Here is a 16,428-nt window from a genome sequence, read left to right on the forward strand (position 1 = left end):
GCGCCGCTTCGGCGGCTAAGGCGCGATTCCGCCGCGCCGTGCCCTGCTGACCGACTTTAACACCACTATTAAGGATTGCAAATCTCTTCGCTTCAACCCATGCGTGTATTTGCGGTTATCGAGGGGCAATTCGGCCCCTGCCCCCTTGACCAAACCGCGCCATACCGCCATGTGCGGAGCCTGAGGCGGCGCAAGTCCGCCATTTTTTGACCCCTTTACCCATTTGATCGTCATGGATGTTGTCGTCGTAGAATCGCCCGCCAAGGCGAAAACAATCAACAAATACCTCGGTTCAGGCTACAAGGTCCTGGCGTCGTTCGGCCATGTGCGCGACCTGCCCGCCAAGGACGGTTCCGTGCGCCCGGACGAGGATTTCGCCATGTCCTGGGCCGTCGACACGGCGTCCAACAAGCGGCTGAACGACATCGCGACCGCGATGAAGTCGGCCGACTCGCTGATCCTGGCGACGGACCCCGACCGGGAAGGCGAAGCCATTTCCTGGCACGTGCTGGAAGTCCTGAACAAGAAGAAGGCGCTGAACGGAAAACCGGTCAGGCGTGTCGTCTTCAACGCCATCACCAAGAAAGCCGTCACCGACGCGATGGCCGAGCCGCGCGATATCGACATGCCGCTGGTCGACGCCTATCTGGCGCGCCGCGCGCTGGATTATCTCGTCGGCTTCACGCTGTCTCCGGTCCTGTGGCGCAAGCTTCCTGGCGCCCGTTCTGCGGGCCGCGTGCAGTCGGTAGCCCTGCGTCTCGTCTGCGACCGCGAAAGCGAGATCGAACGTTTCAAGAAAGAAGAATACTGGCAGATCGCCGCGCATCTGAAGACCGAGGCGGGCCAGCCCTTCGTCGCGCGCCTTACCGGGTTCGACGGCAAGCGCGTCACCAAGATGGACATCGGCACGGGCGACCATGCCGCGACCGTCAAGGCAATGCTCGAAAGCGCGTCCTTCCGGGTCGATTCGCTGGAAGCCAAGCCGCAGAAACGCAATCCCGCGCCGCCCTTCACCACCTCGACGCTGCAGCAGGCGGCGTCCGCCAAGCTCGGCTTCGCGCCAGCGCGGACCATGCAGATCGCACAACGTCTGTACGAAGGCATGGATGTCGGCGGCGAGACCGTCGGCCTGATTACCTATATGCGTACCGACGGCGTGCAGATGGCGCCGGAAGCGATCATCGCGGCGCGCGACGCGATCGGCAAGGAATTCGGCGCCAACTACGTGCCGGAGAGCCAGCGCGTCTATTCGACCAAGGCGAAAAACGCCCAGGAAGCGCATGAGGCGATCCGCCCGACCGACTTCATGCGCACGCCTTCCTCGGTGCGCGGCGCGCTCGACGCCGACCAGTTGAAGCTCTACGACCTGATCTGGAAGCGCGGCATCGCCAGCCAGATGGCGTCGGCGGAAATCGAACGCACGACGGTCGAGATCATCGCCGAAGCGAACGGCAAGACCGCTACCTTGCGCGCCACCGGTTCGGTGATCAAGTTCGACGGCTTCCTGGCCGCCTATACCGAGCACCGCGACGACATGAAGCCGGACAGCGACGAGGAAGACGACTCCAATCGCCTGCCCGCGATGACGACCGGCGAGACCCCGTCACGCGACAAGATCGAGGCGTCCCAGCACTTCACCGAGCCGCCGCCGCGCTATTCGGAAGCCTCGCTGATCAAGAAGATGGAAGAGCTGGGCATCGGCCGCCCGTCGACCTATTCGGCGACGCTGACGACGCTGCGCGATCGCGAATATGTCAAGCTCGACGGCAAGAAGCTGGTGCCGGAAGCCAAGGGACGCCTCGTGACGGCGTTCCTCGAAGGCTTCTTCGACCGCTATGTCGAGTACGATTTCACGGCTTCGCTCGAAGAGAAGCTCGACGAGATCTCCGCCGGCAAGCTCGACTGGAAGCAGGTGCTGCGCGACTTCTGGCGCGAATTCTCCGCTCACGTGGAGGAAACCAAGGAACTGCGCATCACCGATGTGCTCGACGCGCTGAACGAACAGCTGGAACCGCTTGTCTTCCCGGCGCGCGAGGACGGCTCGAACCCGCGCATCTGCCCGAAATGCGGCACCGGAAACCTGAGCCTGAAGCTCGGACGATACGGCTCCTTCGTCGGCTGTTCCAACTATCCCGAATGCAACTTCACGCGCCAGCTCGGCGAGGAAGGCCCGAAGGGCGAGGAAGGCGACCTCGCGGACGGACCGAAACTGCTGGGCACCGATCCCTACACCAATGAAGAGATCACGCTGCGCTCGGGTCGCTTCGGGCCTTACGTCCAGCGCGGCGAAGGCAAGGAAGCCAAGCGCTCCAGCCTGCCGAAGGGCTGGAAGGTCGAGGATATCGATCACGAGAAGGCGCTGGCGCTGCTGGCGCTGCCGCGCGACGTCGGCCAGCATCCCGAAACCGGCAAGATGATCTCGGCCGGCATCGGCCGCTACGGCCCGTTTGTCCTGCATGACGGCACCTATGCCAATCTGGAAAGCGTCGAGGACGTGTTCTCCATCGGCCTGAACCGCGCGGTGACCGTGCTCGCCGAGAAGGTGGCAAAGGGGCCGGGACGCGGCCGGTCGACACCGGCGGCGCTGAAGGAACTCGGCGAACATCCCGAGGTCGGCGGCCCGATCACCGTCCGCGACGGGCGCTACGGCCCCTATGTCAATCACGGCAAGATCAACGCGACCATCCCCAAGAATACCGATCCGATGTCGGTGACCCTGGAGGACGCGGTCAAGCTGATCGCCGAGCGGGCGGAGAAATCCGGCAAGAAGGTCGGCGGGGCCAAGGCCAAGAAGGCGACCGCCAAAAAGCCGGCAGCAAAAAAGCCGGCCGCAAAGAAAAAGGCTCCGGCGAAGAAGAAGACCGCCGCCAAAGCCGATGGCTAGACGCAAGGGCGACCCCAAGCCCCAGCCGAAGGAGCGTTCCGCGCATCTGCCGACCCGCGACGACGTCATTGCCTATATCCGTGACAATCCCGACCGCGCCACGAAGCGCGACGTCGCCAAGGCGTTCAACCTGAAGGGCGACGATCGCGTTGCCCTGAAGCACCTGTTCAAGGAGCTGGAAGAGGAAGGCGTCTTCCAGCGGCGCGGCAAACGACTGGTCGCGGCCGGCGCACTGCCGCAGGTCATGGTGCTGACGGTCACCGGGCGTGACGGCGGTGGCGGCCTGCTCGCCCGCCCGCTCGAATGGGACGAGGCCGAACTGGGCTCGCCGCCTCTCATCGCCATTCGCGCGCCGCGTCATCCCAAGCAGCGGCAGCTGGCAGCCGGCGTCGGCGACAGGGTGCTCGCGCGCATCGCGCCGCCGCACGACGAAGACGGCGTCCATATGGCGCGTGTCATCAAGAAGCTCGAAAAGCGCCGCTCCGCGGTTCTCGGCGTTCTTCGCCGGATGGACGACGGCGGCTACCGGCTGGAGCCGGTCGACCGGAAACAGTCCGAACTGATCATCGACCAGGACCAGCTCGCCGACGCAAGCCCTGGCGACCTGGTCGAGGTCGAGGTGACGCGAACAGGCCGCTACGGGCTGCAGCGCGCCGCCGTCACGCAGCGCATCGGCTCGTTCGCGTCGGAAAAGGCGGTCTCGATGATCGCCATTCATGCCAACGGCATCCCGCATGTGTTTCCCGAGGCGGTCATGGCCGAGGCCGCAGCCGCCAAACCGGTCGCGGCTGGAGGCAAGCGCGAGGACTGGCGCGAGCTGCCGCTGGTCACCATCGACCCGCCGGATGCCAAGGACCATGACGATGCCGTCCACGCCGAGCCGGATCCGGACGTCGCCAATCCCGGCGGGCATATTCTCACCGTCGCGATCGCCGATGTCGCCCATTATGTGCGGCCGGGCTCGGCGCTTGACCGCGAAGCGCTGAACCGAGGCAATTCGGTCTATTTTCCGGACCGGGTCGTGCCGATGCTGCCCGAGCGTATTTCCAACGATCTGTGCTCGCTGCGCGAAGGCGAAGACCGCCCCGCCCTTGCCGTGCGCATGATCTTCGGCGCCGACGGACACAAGCGCGGCCACACGTTCCACCGCATCATCATGCGCTCGGCGGCGAAGCTGTCCTACCAGCAGGCACAGGCGGCGATCGACGGCGCGCCGGACGACAAGACCGGGCCGCTGCTGGAGCCTGTCCTGAAGCCGCTGTGGGATGCCTATCACTGCCTCAAGAAGGGCCGTCACGCGCGCGGACCGCTCGAACTCGACCTGCCCGAGCGCAAGATCGTGCTCAACGCGGAGGGCCTCGTCGACCGGATCGTCATCCCCGCCCGTCTGGACGCGCACAAGCTGATCGAGGAGTGCATGATCCAGGCCAATGTGGCAGCGGCCGAGACGCTCGAATCGAAGCGCCAGATGCTGGTCTACCGGGTGCACGACCAGCCTTCGATGGCCAAGGAAGAGGCGCTGCGCGAATTCCTGAAGACGATCGAGATTCCGCTGGCGCAAGGCGCGCAGCTGCGCCCGTCTGCCTTCAACATCATCCTCGACCGGGTCAAGGACACCGACCATGCCGCGCTTGTCAACGAGGTGATCCTGCGCAGCCAGGCGCAGGCGGAATATGCGCCGGAGAATTACGGCCATTTCGGCCTCAACCTGTTGCGCTATGCCCATTTCACATCGCCGATCCGCCGTTATGCCGACCTGATCGTCCACCGGGCGCTGATCCGCGCGCTCCGCCTCGGCGACGGCAAGGACGGATTGCCGGACGTGACGCTCGACCAGTTGCGGGAAATCGCCGGCCTGATATCCGCGGCGGAACGCCGCGCCGTCAACGCCGAACGCGCAACCGTCGACCGGCTGGTCGCATTGCATCTTGCCGACAGCGTCGGCGAAGAGTTCGACGGCCGCGTCGCCGGCCTGTCTTCGGCCGGGCTGTTCGTTTCCCTTCCGGCCTATGGAGCCGACGGGTTCGTGCCTGCCTCGACGCTGGGCGACGAGTATTTCCACCATGACGAGGGTTTGCACGCCATGGTCGGCGAGCGGACCGGGACCGGCTACCGGCTCGGCGATCCGGTGACGATCAAGATCGTCGAAGTTCTGCCACTTGCCGGTTCCATGCGTTTCGAGATGGTCAGCGAGCCGCGCAAGCTTGGCACGTCGACGAAATCGTTCCATAAGGCACGCAAGGGCGCCCGTGGCGCGCCGCGCGGCAAACGCAGCGGTCCCGTCTCCAAGGGGCGCGCAAAATCAGGACGCAGGCGATGAGCGAGACAACATTCTTTCATGCCGGTGAAGCGGCGCGCGACGAGCGCCCGGTCATGCCGGCGGTCAAGCGGGGCTTTTTCGGGCGCTGCCCGAAATGCGGCGAAGGCAAGCTTTTCGGTTCGTTCGTCAAGCCGGTCGACACCTGCGCGGTCTGCGGCGAAGAACTGCACCATCACCGCGCCGACGATTTTCCCGCCTATCTGAACATCCTCATCGTCGGTCATCTGATCGTCGGCGGATTCACGCTGACCGAGGTGATGACCAGCTGGCCCGGCTGGGTGCATCTGGCGATCTGGATCCCGCTGATGCTGCTGATGTCGGTCGTGCTGATGCAACCCTTGAAGGGTGCGGTGATCGGCTTCCAGTGGGCGAACTACATGCATGGTTTCGGCGACGAGGAAGATGTCCTTGAAAGCCATCCCGAGGCCGAAGGCTGAATCACGAACGCATGAGCAATACGGACGAGATCAAGCCCTACGGGAGCGCGCCCTATCGCCGGCCGCGCGACGCAGCGACTCTGATCCTCTTGAAGAAGGATTCGCCGGCGCCGCAGGTGCTGATGGGCCGGCGCAGCGCCAGCCTCGCTTTCATGCCCGGCCTGTTCGTGTTTCCGGGCGGGCGGACCGAACGCGCCGACCTGACGGCGCCACGCGACGGTGCGCTGCACGAAGGCGACGCACAGCGCCTCGTCAAGGGCATGGGCGCGAAGGGAAGCCGCCGCCGCGCCGAGGCGCTGGCTATGTCGGCGATCCGCGAAACGCAGGAGGAGACGGGGCTTTTCATCGGCCGTAACGGCGGCGCGCCGTCGTCGTCCGGTTCGGACGCATGGAAAGCCTTCGCCACAAGCGGCGTCCTGCCCGACCTCTCCGCCATCCGCTTCCTGGCCCGCGCGATCACGCCGCCCGGTCGGGTGCGCCGTTTCGACACGCGCTTTTTCGTCGCCGATGCGGCCCATGTCGCCAACCCCGACGAGCTTGTCGCCAATCCGGAAGAGGAACTCGACGAAGTGCGCTGGGTCGATCTGGCGAAAGCCCCGCATCTCGAGACGCCGGCGATCACCAAGACGATTCTCGCGATCCTCTCGTCACGGCTGGAAGAGGATCCCGAACTTACGCGCGACCTGCCTGTGCCGTTCATCCGGGCGCAAAACAGGCGTTTCGTCCAGACGCTCGAATGACATCTTGACTTTTAGCCCGCAATCCGTAGTTTCCGCGCAAATTCGCCGGCGGTCTTGCAAGTGGCCCGTTTTCGGCTTGCTCTCATAAAACGACAGGTACAGGACCATGGCAAAGGCCACGACGATCAAAATCAAATTGCTGTCCACCGCGGACACCGGCTTCTTCTACGTCACGAAAAAGAACAGCCGCACCTTCACCGACAAAATGGTGAAGACGAAATACGACCCGATTGCCAAGAAGCATGTCGAGTTCAAGGAATCCAAGATCAAATAGGATTCCGCGCATTGGCGCATGACGACGAACCGCCGTTCGAAAGACCGGCGGTTTTTTATTGCCTTATGCAGCGTCGGAGACGACGCGATTGCGGCCGGTGCTCTTGGCCTCGTAGAGCGCCTTGTCGGCGCGCTTGAGCAGGGTCTTCGCGTCCTCGCCCTCGCGGCGGATCAGGCTTGCGACGCCGACGCTGACGGTCACGTCGATCGTCTGCGCGCCATTGTCGATGGCAAATCCGTCCGATTCGATCTGCGCGCGAAGCCGCTCCGCGACCTCGGCGGCAACATGCGGCGGCGTATCCGGCATCACGATGACGAACTCCTCGCCGCCGTAGCGGCAGGCGAGATCCATGCCACGCACATTGACGCGCAAGCGGCGGGCGAACTCGCGCAACACATCGTCGCCGGCCTCGTGACCGTAGGTGTCGTTGACCGCCTTGAAGCGGTCGATATCGGTGATCAGCAGCGCAAGGTGCTTCTCGCGGTTCAATGCGCGGGCAACCAGCGTGTCGAGATGCGTGTCGAGATAGCGGCGGTTGTGCAGGCCCGTCAGGCCGTCGGTGACGGCGAGCTCGATGGAAGCGGCGACATTGTCGCGCAACCCGTCGTGATAGCGCTTGCGGCGCACCTGCGTGCGCAGGCGCGCGATCAGTTCGTTCGGATCGACCGGGCGCACGATGTAATCGTTGACACCGAGTTCGAGCGCGCGCTTGATCAGTTCCTCGTCCTCGGCATCGGCGACGAGAATGATCGGAACGAATCGGGTGCGATCGAGCGAGCGCAGTTGCGAGCAGATCCGTAGCGCATCGAACTCCTTGAATTTTGCGGCGATGAAGACGCAGTCGAAGTCGCCCTCGGCAGCCTGAAAGACACCGGCCTGCGGATCCGCGGCATGCGCGATCTCGAAACCCTTGCGCAGCGGCTTGACCAAACGGCCGAAGGCGGTCTCGCGCTCGTCGATAACCAGGATTTTCGCGCGCGCGGCGGCATCGCCGCCGGCGGCGTCGAACAGCGTGTCGAGGCCGATGTCACGGGCGGTGACGGCGCGCAGCCGCAACTCGTCGGTCAGCATCTTCAGGCGGAGCAGGCTCTTTACCCGCGCCAGCAGCTGGATCTCGTTGACGGGTTTGGTCAGAAAATCGTCGGCGCCGGCCTCGAGTCCGCGCACGCGGTCGGCCATCTCGTCGAGCGCGGTGACGATGACGACGGGGATATGGCAGGTCGCGGCATTGGCCTTCAGGCGGCGGCAAACCTCGAAACCGTCGATGCCCGGCATCATGATGTCGAGAAGCACGAGATCGACCGGCGTCTCGGCGCAAATCGCCAGCGCATCCTGACCGTTTTCGGCGGTAATGACGTTGAAATATTCGGCGGTCAATCGCGTCTCGAGGAGACTGCGATTCGCCTCGATATCATCGACTACCAATATGCGCGCGGTCATGGGACGCGGTCCTGTTTACGATTCAAGCGTCGCCAAGATACGACTTAATGGTTTCGATAAATTTAGGAACCGAAATCGGTTTCGAGATGTAGCCCTCGCAGCCGCCCTGGCGGATCCGCTCCTCGTCGCCCTTCATGGCGAAAGCGGTCACCGCGATGACGGGAATGGCGTGGAGTTCGTCGTCCTCCTTCAGCCACTTGGTGACCTCAAGACCCGAAACTTCGGGCAACTGAATATCCATCAGGATCAGGTCGGGTCGGTGGACGCGGGCGAGATCGAGCGCTTCCAGACCGTTTCGGGTGCGGACCGTCTCGTAGCCGCTTGCCTCGATGAGATCGCGGAAGAGCTTCATGTTGAGCTCGTTGTCCTCGACGATCATGACTGTTTTGGCCATTGTCTTACCCCTGCCGCCTTTTCGCACAACGCTGTCCGGCGCGCAAAACCACTGTCGTTTTTAGCCTAGCCCAACGCTATAACGCGATTCGATTGAGAAAAAGCGAACGGACGACCGATGAGCGACGAGAATGCCGATACGGGCCCGGAAGCAGTCGCGGTGAGCGCGTTGAGCTGGATCGCGGGCCATGACGAGATGCTGAGCCGATTCCTCGCATTGACGGGTATCGAAGCGGGCCAGATCCGCGAAGCGGCCGCCGAACCGGGCTTTCTGGCCGGCGTTCTCGACTTCCTGCTGGCGCACGAGCCGAGCCTTATGGAGTTCTGCAACGAGACCGAGACCGATCCCGAAGTCGTGCAGCGGGCGCGCGAACAACTGCTCGGCAACCCGGGCACTGAATGGCTTTCGACATGACGCCGGAAGAGCAGGACCGCGTCGAGGCGCTGGCGCGCTCGGACCGGCCGCTGGTCGTCTGCGACATCGACGAGGTCGTGCTGGAATTCGTCGGCCCTTTCATGGCGTTCCTCGACAGCCACGGGCACGAATTGCGCACGGACTCCTTCCGCCTGACCGGCAATGTCTACTTCAAGGAGACCGGAGAAGCCTCTGATCAAGCGACGGTTTCCGATTTTCTCGAACGCTTCTTCGGCGAGCATGACACATGGCAGAAGCCGGTCACCGGCGCGCTGGAGACCCTGGCCGGCATCGAGGACTCGCATGGCGCCGACATCGTGTTCCTGACCGCCATGCCGCCGCGCCACCATGCCCGCCGCCGGGCTCTGCTCGACAGCCACGGCTTCTCGCACCCGATGATAGCGACCGAAGATGCCAAGGGCGACGCGGTCAATGCGCTGACACGCCACCATCCCGGCAAGCCCGTTGTTTTCATCGATGACCTGCCGCCGAACCATCTCAGCGTGCTCGGCGCCGTTCCCGAGGCGCTCGGCCTGCACCTGATGGCCTATGAGCCGCTGCGCCCGCACCTGCCACCCATGCCGGACGGCGTGAAAAGCGTGGCGGACTGGAACGCCGCCGCGGCCGAGATCGCCGATTTTCTGGAGAACTGCGGGGCCTGAGGACCTCACAGCGGCAGACGCATGAGCGGGCGTCCGTCCTTGCGTAGCGCCACTTGGGCAAATCCGGCCTTTTCGAAGACGCGCGTCGAGCCGACGAAAAGCCCGACGGATTTCGACTGTTTGGCGCGGTCCATCGGGCAGGCCTCGAGCACCCTCGCGCCGTTTTCGCGGGCGTAGTCGATCCCCGCGGCCACCATGTCGTGCGAGAGCCCCTGCCCGCGTTTCGCCGATCGGGTGAAGAAGCACGAAATCGCCCAGACAGAAGAATCCTCCACCGAGGCGTCGGGGAGCGGCGCCGAAACGCGGCCGGCATTGTTGAATTGCGGCACGTCGGCGCGCGGGCCGATCTGCATCCAGGCAACTGCCTCACCTTCGGCATAACCGAGCAGGCCCGGCGGCGGACCGGCCTCGATACGAGCGTGGATGAACGCCTTGTTGTCTTCCGACGAATTGGCCTTTCGCTGTTTGGGCGAAAGACGGAAATAGGTGCACCAGCAGCCGTAACAGGCGCCCTGCCGGCCGAACAAAGCCGCAAAGTCGTCCCATCGATCGGCGCTCAGCGCCACCACCTCCAACTTTGCCATGACGGTATCCTTGCTTGGTGATAACGTCGCCCGCGATATCGCGGGCACGAATGTTCATGGTATGTACTCATCGATGACAGCAGCTGTCAACATCACCGGAACCGGCTTCTGCCGCGACTGCCTGCGCCCGACCAAAGGTGCGGAGAAGCGCTGCCTTGCCTGCGGTAGCCCGCGGCTCGTCCGCCATGCGGAGCTCGACACGCTGTCGATCGGACATATCGATTGCGACGCCTTCTACGCCTCGGTGGAAAAGCGCGACAATCCCGAGCTTCGCGACAAGCCGGTGATCGTCGGAGGCGGAAAACGCGGCGTGGTGTCGACCTGCTGCTACATCGCGCGCGTCAATGGCGTGCGTTCGGCCATGCCGATGTTCAAGGCGCTGGATGCCTGTCCGGACGCCATCGTCATCAAGCCGGACATGGAGAAATACGCACGCGTCGGCAAGGAAGTGCGCGAGATGATGCGCGAACTGACGCCACTGGTCGAGCCGATCTCCATCGACGAGGCGTTTCTCGACCTGACCGGCACGGAACGGCTACACAGGGACACCCCGGCGCGCGTGCTGGCGAAATTCGCCAAGCGTGTCGAGACCGAGATCGGCATCACCGTCTCGGTGGGGCTGTCCTACTGCAAGTATCTGGCAAAGGTCGCCTCAGATCTCGAAAAGCCACGCGGATTTTCCGTCATCGGCGAAGCGGAGGCGCTCGACTTCCTGCGCGACAAGCCGGTGACGCTGATCTGGGGTGTCGGCAAGGCCTTCGCCGCCACGCTCGAGAAGGACGGCATCCGCACCATCGGGCAATTGCAGCGAATGGAAGAAACGGTGCTGATGAAGCGCTATGGCGTGATGGGGCGGCGGCTCTATCACCTGTCGCGCGGCGAGGACGACCGGGCGGTGCATGTCGAGCACGAAGCCAAGAGCATTTCCGCCGAAACGACCTTCAACGAGGACTACGCCACCGCCGCCGACCTGCTGCCGGTTCTGCGCGCCTTGTCGGAGAAGGTATCGGAGCGTCTCAAGGCAGCGGACCTGGCCGGCCGCACGGTCACGCTGAAACTGAAGGACAAGGCGTTCCGCACCCGCACGCGCAACCGTCAGCTGCCCGACCGCACGCGGCTTGCGGACAGAATTTTCCGGGTGGCGGCGCCGATGCTCGAAAAGGAACTGGACGGCACGCAATACCGGCTGCTCGGCGTCGGCGTTTCGGATCTGGCGCAGGATACAATGGCCGACCCGTTCGATCTCGTCGACACCGACGCGGAGCGGCGCGCCAAGGCGGAAGCGGCCATGGACAGGGTGCGTGCCAAATTCGGCAATCGCGCCGTTGAGACAGGATATACCTTCGGGACGGGCAGTCGCGGCAAACCTCAGCGCGATCAAGACGGTTAGGTGACCTTCTTGCCTTAATTTTTCCTTAAAATACCCGCTTCGTTGCAGTGCAGCATCTGTTGCACGCGCCTCCTTGCGGAGCGCGTCTTGTGCTCATGAAACGAGGGTAAAGCATGCAACGTCGCCATTTCACGTTTGCGATGGCCATCAGCGCGTTAGCGACAACAGCACTCGGGCGGCAAGCCCTGGCGCAGAACAACCAATCAGCAGAGAAAGCAGGGGGGCCCGACGGCAGCTTCACATTCGACTTCGACATCCTGACGGACGAAGCACGCAAACGTGCCTCGAGCGACTATGTACCGCCCGACGAGACATTGCCTGACGCGCTCGCCAAACTCACCTATGACGACTACCGGCGCATCAACTTCAATCCCGAGCGGACGCTGTGGCGGGGCCATGCACCCTTTGGTTTGCAGGCGTTTCACCTCGGCTGGCTGTTCAAGGCACCGGTCAACGTCTTCACCGTGGGCGGCGGCATGGCGCGCCGCGTGGACTTCTCGGCCAAGGATTTCATCTATCGCGAACCACTCGATGCGGAGAAGATGAAAGACACCACGATGCCGGGTGTCGCGGGCATCCGTATCCAGTATCCGCTGAACTCTCCCGATGTCATGGACGAGCTCGTCGCCTTTCAGGGAGCGAGCTATTTCAGGGCGCTCGGACGCGGCTCCCGATACGGGCTTTCGGCGCGCGGACTTGCCATCGATACGGCCTCTCCGGACCCCGAGGAGTTCCCGGTCTTTACCGATTTCTATGTCGAAGAACCGAAGGAAGGCGACGGCGTACTGACCCTCTACGCCGCGCTGAACAGCCCGAGTGTCACCGGAGCGTACCGATTCCTGATCACTCCTGGTGACACGACGCAAATGGAAGTGACCGCACGCATCTTCCTGCGCAAGACGGTCCAGCGCCTCGGGATCGCGCCGCTGACCTCCATGTTCCTGTTCAACGGGCTGAACCGCCACGCTTTCGACGACTATCGCGAAAGCGTGCATGACAGCGAAGGGCTGAAGATCGTCCGCTCCAATGGTGACGAGTTGTGGCGGAGCCTGAACAACCCGGAAAAGCTGGCGACTTCCTTCTTCAGCGAGGAAAACCCGCGCGCCTTCGGCCTCTTTCAGCGTTCCCGGGATTTCGGGAAATACGAGGATGCCGGAGCGCATTACGAGATGCGCCCCTCGCTGTTGGTCGAGCCGCTCGACAACTGGGGCCGCGGAACAATCGCACTGATCGAAATTCCCACGGATCTGGAGGTCAACGACAACATCGTCGTGTTCTGGGTGCCGGACGGGGCGATCGAGGCCGGCCAGAAGCAGGAATTCCGCTACCGGCTGACCTGGGGATCGATCGAGGAAGACGAAACCCGCCTCGCCCGTGTCGTGAACATCGCGACAGGAACCGGCGGCGTGTCGGGCGTCAGTGACGAGGAAAAGGATCCGGCGCGCAAATTCGTTGTCGATTTCGAAGGGGGTGCACTGCGGAACCTTTCGCCCGATGCGGACGTTAAGGCCGTGGTGAACCTCAGCGACGGAAAAGTCGTGCACGCGGCGGTTTCCCGAATAGAAACATCGGCGCAATGGCGAATGGTCCTCGACCTGACACTCCCCGACCATGTTCCGGTCGAAATCAGCGCATATCTCGCGCAACGCGACATGCGCCTTTCCGAAAACTGGCTTATCCAATGGAGAGTTGGCGATGAACAGCGGTCATAACGGCAGCGCCGCAATTTCCCAACTGGAGCGACAGCTGGCCCCGCCGGCGGCGCCGATGACGATGCCCGAACAGATCATCGAGCGCAAACGCGGCGTCGCAGGGCTGCTCGCCCTGTTCGCGCTGCCATTCCTTGCTGCCAGGTAACGCGTACGGACGAGGACAAGGACTGTGGTGTATCTGCGACGTTCGGCATCGTTCCTGTTCAGCGTAACGATTGCGCTGACCGCGTCATGGCTGGCTGCCGATGTGTTTCTCGCCGACGGCTTCGATCCGGTCGACGTGGTGCGCGTGCTGCTTCTGGCCACGACCTCGGGCTGGATCGCCTGGGGCGCCTCGCTTGCCATCCAGGGCGTGGCGGGCCCTGCCCCGGGAAATCCGGACCGGGAAAACAAGGCGCCGCTGAAAAGCGAGAAGATCGCGATCCTGGTTCCGGTCTACAACGAGGATCCCGTCGCCGTCCTGTCACGCGTGATGGCGATGGCGCGGTCGATCGACTCGCTAGGCGAAGCCGCCCGGTTCGAGTTCGTCATACTATCCGACACACGTAACGAAGAGATCGCGACCCGCGAGGTGCATCGCTTCCTGCAGATGAAACAGGAAGGCCCCGGGGATGTGCAGTTCTTCTACCGGCGCCGCGACCTGAATACGGGCAAGAAAGCGGGTAACATCGCCGATTTCCTTCGCAGCTCGGGCGGGCGGTACGACTTCCTCATCATCCTCGACGCCGACAGCCTGATGGAAGGCGAAACGATGATCGAGATGACGCGGCGCATGGAAGCGGAGCCGAAACTCGGGCTGCTCCAGACCCTGCCGAAGATCATCCATGCGCGATCATGGTTTGGCCGCGCGATCCAGTTCTCGTCCTCTTTCCACTCACCCTATTTCGCCAGCGGTCTGGCTGCCATGCAAGGCAGCACCGGCCCCTTCTGGGGCCATAACGCCATCGTGCGCACCCAGGCCTTCGCGGAATGCTGCGGCCTTCCCGCCCTGGAGGGAAAACCGCCTTTCGGCGGCCACGTCCTGAGCCACGACTATGTCGAGGCCGCAATGCTGGCCCGCAGGGGCTGGACGGTGCGTGTCGATCCCGATCTCGAAGGCTCCTATGAGGAAGGACCCGACAACATCATCGATTTCGCCAAGCGCGACCGGCGCTGGTGCCAGGGCAATCTGCAGCATGCGCGGCTGCTTTCGGCACCCGGCCTGAAGGCGTGGAGCCGGTTCATCTTCGCACAGGGCATCATGGCCTATCTCGCCTCGCCTTTTTGGCTGCTTTTCCTCCTCGCATCGATCGTCGCGCCGCTGATGGCGCCACCTCCGAACTATTTTCCGGTGCCGCACATGCCCGCGATCTTTCCGACGCCCGAGACGGCGCAGGCGGTGACCCTGCTGGTCGGCATTTTCGGGCTTTTGATCGGACCGAAATTGCTGATAGCGCTCCGTGCCGCCCTGTCGCGCGAGACCGCTTCCTTCGGCGGCACTGCTGCGGTGATGATCAGTTCGGCTTTCGAGATCGTGTGGTCGAGCATCCTCGCCCCGATCACCTTGATGTTCCAGAGCCGGTCCGTCCTGCAGGTGCTGCGCGGCGCCGATGGCGGATGGCCGGCTTCGAACCGGGATGCCGACGCCATCGGCATGCGGGAAGCCTGGGCCGCATCCTGGTGGATCATGTGCACCGGCCTCGTTCTGTTGTTCGGTTCGGCGCAGTTCGAGCCGAATCTGTTCTACTGGTTCCTGCCGATCACCATGCCGCTGATCGGCGCGCCGGCGATCATCAACTGGTCGTCGACCCGCGAAAGCGGGAAGCTTGCAGCCGAGAGCGGGGTGTTCCTGACACCGTCGGAACTCTCCCCCTCTCCGGTAATCCGGGACTACGAGGCCAACCGGCTGCGCTGGCAGGCCGCCCATGCCGCGGATACTTCCGACACGGCTACCGAACCCGTTGCCGGCGCCGCGAACGCCGGCCCGGTTGCGGTCTGACGTTATGAGCCAGCCGTTCATCCCGACAACAACGGGGCGCGACCGCCGCCTCGACGTCTTTCGCGGCCTCGCATTGCTGACCATCTTTATCAATCATGTGCCAGGCAATCCGCTGGAACATCACACGTCGCGCAACTACGGCTTCTCGGACGCGGCTGAAGGTTTCGTGCTGATGTCCGGCATCGCTGTCGCGCTCGCCTATTCGGGCGGTTTTTTCCGGCATGACTACCGCCGGTCCGCGGGGCGGATGTTGCGCCGCGCGCGGACGCTCTATTTCGTGCATATCCTGACGATGGCGCTGGCGCTGGTGATCGTCGGCGCCGGATTCCATGTCTTCGGCGCGGAAGGCGTCGCCAAGGGCGTCAACTTCACGCGGTTCCAGACGGACACGTCTCTCGCGCTTCTCGGGTTTCCGCTGCTCGGCTACCAGATTGGATATTTCAACATCCTGCCGCTCTATGTCGTGCTGCTGATCGCCGGCATAGGTTTCCTGCATGTCGGCACCCGCAATGTCCTGGCAATGCTCGCGATAAGCGTCGCCCTGTGGGCAGTCGCGCATCTCACCCATATCAATTTCCCCAACTGGCCGGGCGTCGGCGGGTGGTTCTTCAATCCGATCGGATGGCAACTGATTTTCGTCGTCGGGATCGCCATCGGCCTGAGCGGCAAGACCGGGCGCAATCTCGTTCCGTTCAACTGGCTCCTTTATGTGGCAGCGTGGGCAATGGTGATCTGGTCGGGCTTCTGGGTGAAGATGGAGATGGGCGCAATCCCGGGGCTGGCCGCGCTGCCCGACCTCTTCTCCAATTCGGACAAGGGCGCGCTCGCCTTCCTGCGCCTGGTCCATGTTCTTGCGCTGGTCTACGTCATCATCAATACGCACTGGATTGGCTGGCTGACGTCGACATGGCTCTTCCGGCCGGTTGCCCTGATCGGCCGAAACGGGCTCGCCGTTTTCGCGACCGGTTCGGTGTTGGCGATTTTCCTGCAGGTCCTGTTCGAGGCATGGCCGAAGGGCGACGCGATCAAGATCGCCATTCTGGCGGCGGGCCTCGCGATCCAATTCCTCATCGCTCTCTATTTCGACACCCGCAAGACGGAAACGCGTTCGCGCGCGGCGCGAGGCAGCATACAGCCGCTTCCTTCCCGCCTGCAGTCTGCCGTCTCTCCCGAAGCGGAAATCGCGCCTTCCTGACCGC

The 16,428-nt window shown here is 63.6% G+C and carries 14 protein-coding genes and 1 pseudogene; 12 read left to right on the forward strand and 3 right to left on the reverse strand.

The genetic code is table 11. The features are described from left to right. Window positions 1-232: 232 nt before the first annotated feature. From topA to rpmG, 5 genes are all read left to right on the forward strand, one after another. The gene (topA, locus tag IG169_RS22150) at window positions 233-2,884 is read left to right on the forward strand and encodes a type I DNA topoisomerase (protein WP_193178425.1); all 2,652 of its coding nucleotides are present in this window, start codon (window positions 233-235) and stop codon (window positions 2,882-2,884) included. Further along, entirely contained in the window at window positions 2,877-5,204 is a 2,328-nt protein-coding gene (gene rnr / locus IG169_RS22155; RefSeq protein WP_193178426.1) for a ribonuclease R, read from the forward strand. The genes topA and rnr overlap by 8 nt, the downstream gene beginning before the upstream one ends. Next, window positions 5,201-5,641, forward strand: coding sequence for a DUF983 domain-containing protein (locus IG169_RS22160; protein WP_193178427.1), 441 nt, complete (start codon window positions 5,201-5,203; stop codon window positions 5,639-5,641). The genes rnr and IG169_RS22160 overlap by 4 nt, the downstream gene beginning before the upstream one ends. A gap of 11 nt (window positions 5,642-5,652) precedes the next feature. After that, window positions 5,653-6,381 (forward strand): NUDIX hydrolase, encoded by a 729-nt coding sequence (locus tag IG169_RS22165; RefSeq protein ID WP_193178428.1) that lies wholly within the window; start codon window positions 5,653-5,655, stop codon window positions 6,379-6,381. A 106-nt stretch (window positions 6,382-6,487) separates the two neighbouring features. Next, window positions 6,488-6,655 carry a 50S ribosomal protein L33 gene (gene rpmG, locus IG169_RS22170; protein ID WP_193178429.1) on the forward strand — a complete coding sequence of 56 codons (168 nt, stop codon included), beginning with the start codon at window positions 6,488-6,490 and terminating at the stop codon, window positions 6,653-6,655. Between the two features lie 63 nt (window positions 6,656-6,718). On the opposite strand, the gene IG169_RS22175 is transcribed toward rpmG, so the two are convergent. Both IG169_RS22175 and IG169_RS22180 read right to left on the reverse strand, forming a co-directional pair. After that, window positions 6,719-8,095 (reverse strand): PleD family two-component system response regulator, encoded by a 1,377-nt coding sequence (locus tag IG169_RS22175; RefSeq protein WP_193178430.1) that lies wholly within the window; start codon window positions 8,093-8,095, stop codon window positions 6,719-6,721. 22 nt (window positions 8,096-8,117) lie between these two features. After that, complete coding sequence (locus tag IG169_RS22180) at window positions 8,118-8,474, reverse strand: response regulator (protein ID WP_281435962.1); 357 nt, start codon at window positions 8,472-8,474, stop codon at window positions 8,118-8,120. 132 nt (window positions 8,475-8,606) lie between these two features. Here IG169_RS22180 and IG169_RS22185 point away from each other — a divergent pair, with 132 nt between their 5' ends. Both IG169_RS22185 and IG169_RS22190 read left to right on the forward strand, forming a co-directional pair. Next, a complete protein-coding gene (locus IG169_RS22185; protein ID WP_193178432.1) occupies window positions 8,607-8,903 on the forward strand; it encodes a DUF3572 domain-containing protein in 297 nt (98 codons plus the stop codon). Next, the gene (locus IG169_RS22190; protein WP_193178433.1) at window positions 8,888-9,565 is read left to right on the forward strand and encodes a hypothetical protein; all 678 of its coding nucleotides are present in this window, start codon (window positions 8,888-8,890) and stop codon (window positions 9,563-9,565) included. Before IG169_RS22185 ends, IG169_RS22190 begins: the two co-directional genes overlap by 16 nt. A gap of 5 nt (window positions 9,566-9,570) precedes the next feature. On the opposite strand, the gene IG169_RS22195 is transcribed toward IG169_RS22190, so the two are convergent. Beyond that, window positions 9,571-10,149, reverse strand: coding sequence for a GNAT family N-acetyltransferase (locus tag IG169_RS22195; protein WP_193178434.1), 579 nt, complete (start codon window positions 10,147-10,149; stop codon window positions 9,571-9,573). A gap of 73 nt (window positions 10,150-10,222) precedes the next feature. Between IG169_RS22195 and IG169_RS22200 the strand changes: the two genes are divergently transcribed. The 5 genes and pseudogenes from IG169_RS22200 (at window position 10,223) to IG169_RS22220 (ending at window position 16,424) form a co-directional block, all read left to right on the forward strand. Further along, window positions 10,223-11,539: a DNA polymerase IV gene (locus IG169_RS22200; protein ID WP_246717506.1), complete on the forward strand. Its 1,317-nt coding sequence runs from the start codon at window positions 10,223-10,225 to the stop codon at window positions 11,537-11,539. Between the two features lie 113 nt (window positions 11,540-11,652). Next, complete coding sequence (locus tag IG169_RS22205; protein ID WP_193178436.1) at window positions 11,653-13,251, forward strand: OpgD/OpgG family glucan biosynthesis protein; 1,599 nt, start codon at window positions 11,653-11,655, stop codon at window positions 13,249-13,251. Then, window positions 13,235-13,396, forward strand: a complete 162-nt coding sequence (locus IG169_RS22210) for a hypothetical protein (protein ID WP_193178437.1) — start codon at window positions 13,235-13,237, stop codon at window positions 13,394-13,396. The genes IG169_RS22205 and IG169_RS22210 overlap by 17 nt, the downstream gene beginning before the upstream one ends. A 21-nt stretch (window positions 13,397-13,417) precedes the next feature. Further along, a pseudogene (mdoH, locus tag IG169_RS22215) lies at window positions 13,418-15,229 on the forward strand (glucans biosynthesis glucosyltransferase MdoH); the annotation flags it as partial. 4 nt (window positions 15,230-15,233) lie between these two features. Beyond that, window positions 15,234-16,424: an OpgC family protein gene (locus IG169_RS22220; protein WP_193178439.1), complete on the forward strand. Its 1,191-nt coding sequence runs from the start codon at window positions 15,234-15,236 to the stop codon at window positions 16,422-16,424. The last annotated feature ends 4 nt before the right edge of the window (window positions 16,425-16,428 follow it).

The organism is Oricola nitratireducens, from assembly GCF_014904745.1.
GTDB classification, from domain to species: domain Bacteria; phylum Pseudomonadota; class Alphaproteobacteria; order Rhizobiales; family Rhizobiaceae; genus Oricola; species Oricola nitratireducens.

What these genes read in the sequence shown, in the direction of transcription:
- IG169_RS22180 (WP_281435962.1), bottom strand. Translation starts at nt 8,474, where the DNA reads ATGATCGTCGAGGACAACGAGCTCAACATGAAGCTCTTCCGCGATCTC.
- topA (WP_193178425.1), top strand. Translation starts at nt 233, where the DNA reads ATGGATGTTGTCGTCGTAGAATCGCCCGCCAAGGCGAAAACAATCAAC.
- IG169_RS22210 (WP_193178437.1), top strand. Translation starts at nt 13,235, where the DNA reads ATGAACAGCGGTCATAACGGCAGCGCCGCAATTTCCCAACTGGAGCGA.
- rpmG (WP_193178429.1), top strand. Translation starts at nt 6,488, where the DNA reads ATGGCAAAGGCCACGACGATCAAAATCAAATTGCTGTCCACCGCGGAC.
- IG169_RS22165 (WP_193178428.1), top strand. Translation starts at nt 5,653, where the DNA reads ATGAGCAATACGGACGAGATCAAGCCCTACGGGAGCGCGCCCTATCGC.
- IG169_RS22205 (WP_193178436.1), top strand. Translation starts at nt 11,653, where the DNA reads ATGCAACGTCGCCATTTCACGTTTGCGATGGCCATCAGCGCGTTAGCG.
- IG169_RS22160 (WP_193178427.1), top strand. Translation starts at nt 5,201, where the DNA reads ATGAGCGAGACAACATTCTTTCATGCCGGTGAAGCGGCGCGCGACGAG.
- IG169_RS22185 (WP_193178432.1), top strand. Translation starts at nt 8,607, where the DNA reads ATGAGCGACGAGAATGCCGATACGGGCCCGGAAGCAGTCGCGGTGAGC.
- IG169_RS22175 (WP_193178430.1), bottom strand. Translation starts at nt 8,095, where the DNA reads ATGACCGCGCGCATATTGGTAGTCGATGATATCGAGGCGAATCGCAGT.
- IG169_RS22200 (WP_246717506.1), top strand. Translation starts at nt 10,223, where the DNA reads ATGACAGCAGCTGTCAACATCACCGGAACCGGCTTCTGCCGCGACTGC.
- IG169_RS22195 (WP_193178434.1), bottom strand. Translation starts at nt 10,149, where the DNA reads ATGGCAAAGTTGGAGGTGGTGGCGCTGAGCGCCGATCGATGGGACGAC.
- IG169_RS22190 (WP_193178433.1), top strand. Translation starts at nt 8,888, where the DNA reads ATGGCTTTCGACATGACGCCGGAAGAGCAGGACCGCGTCGAGGCGCTG.
- rnr (WP_193178426.1), top strand. Translation starts at nt 2,877, where the DNA reads ATGGCTAGACGCAAGGGCGACCCCAAGCCCCAGCCGAAGGAGCGTTCC.
- IG169_RS22220 (WP_193178439.1), top strand. Translation starts at nt 15,234, where the DNA reads ATGAGCCAGCCGTTCATCCCGACAACAACGGGGCGCGACCGCCGCCTC.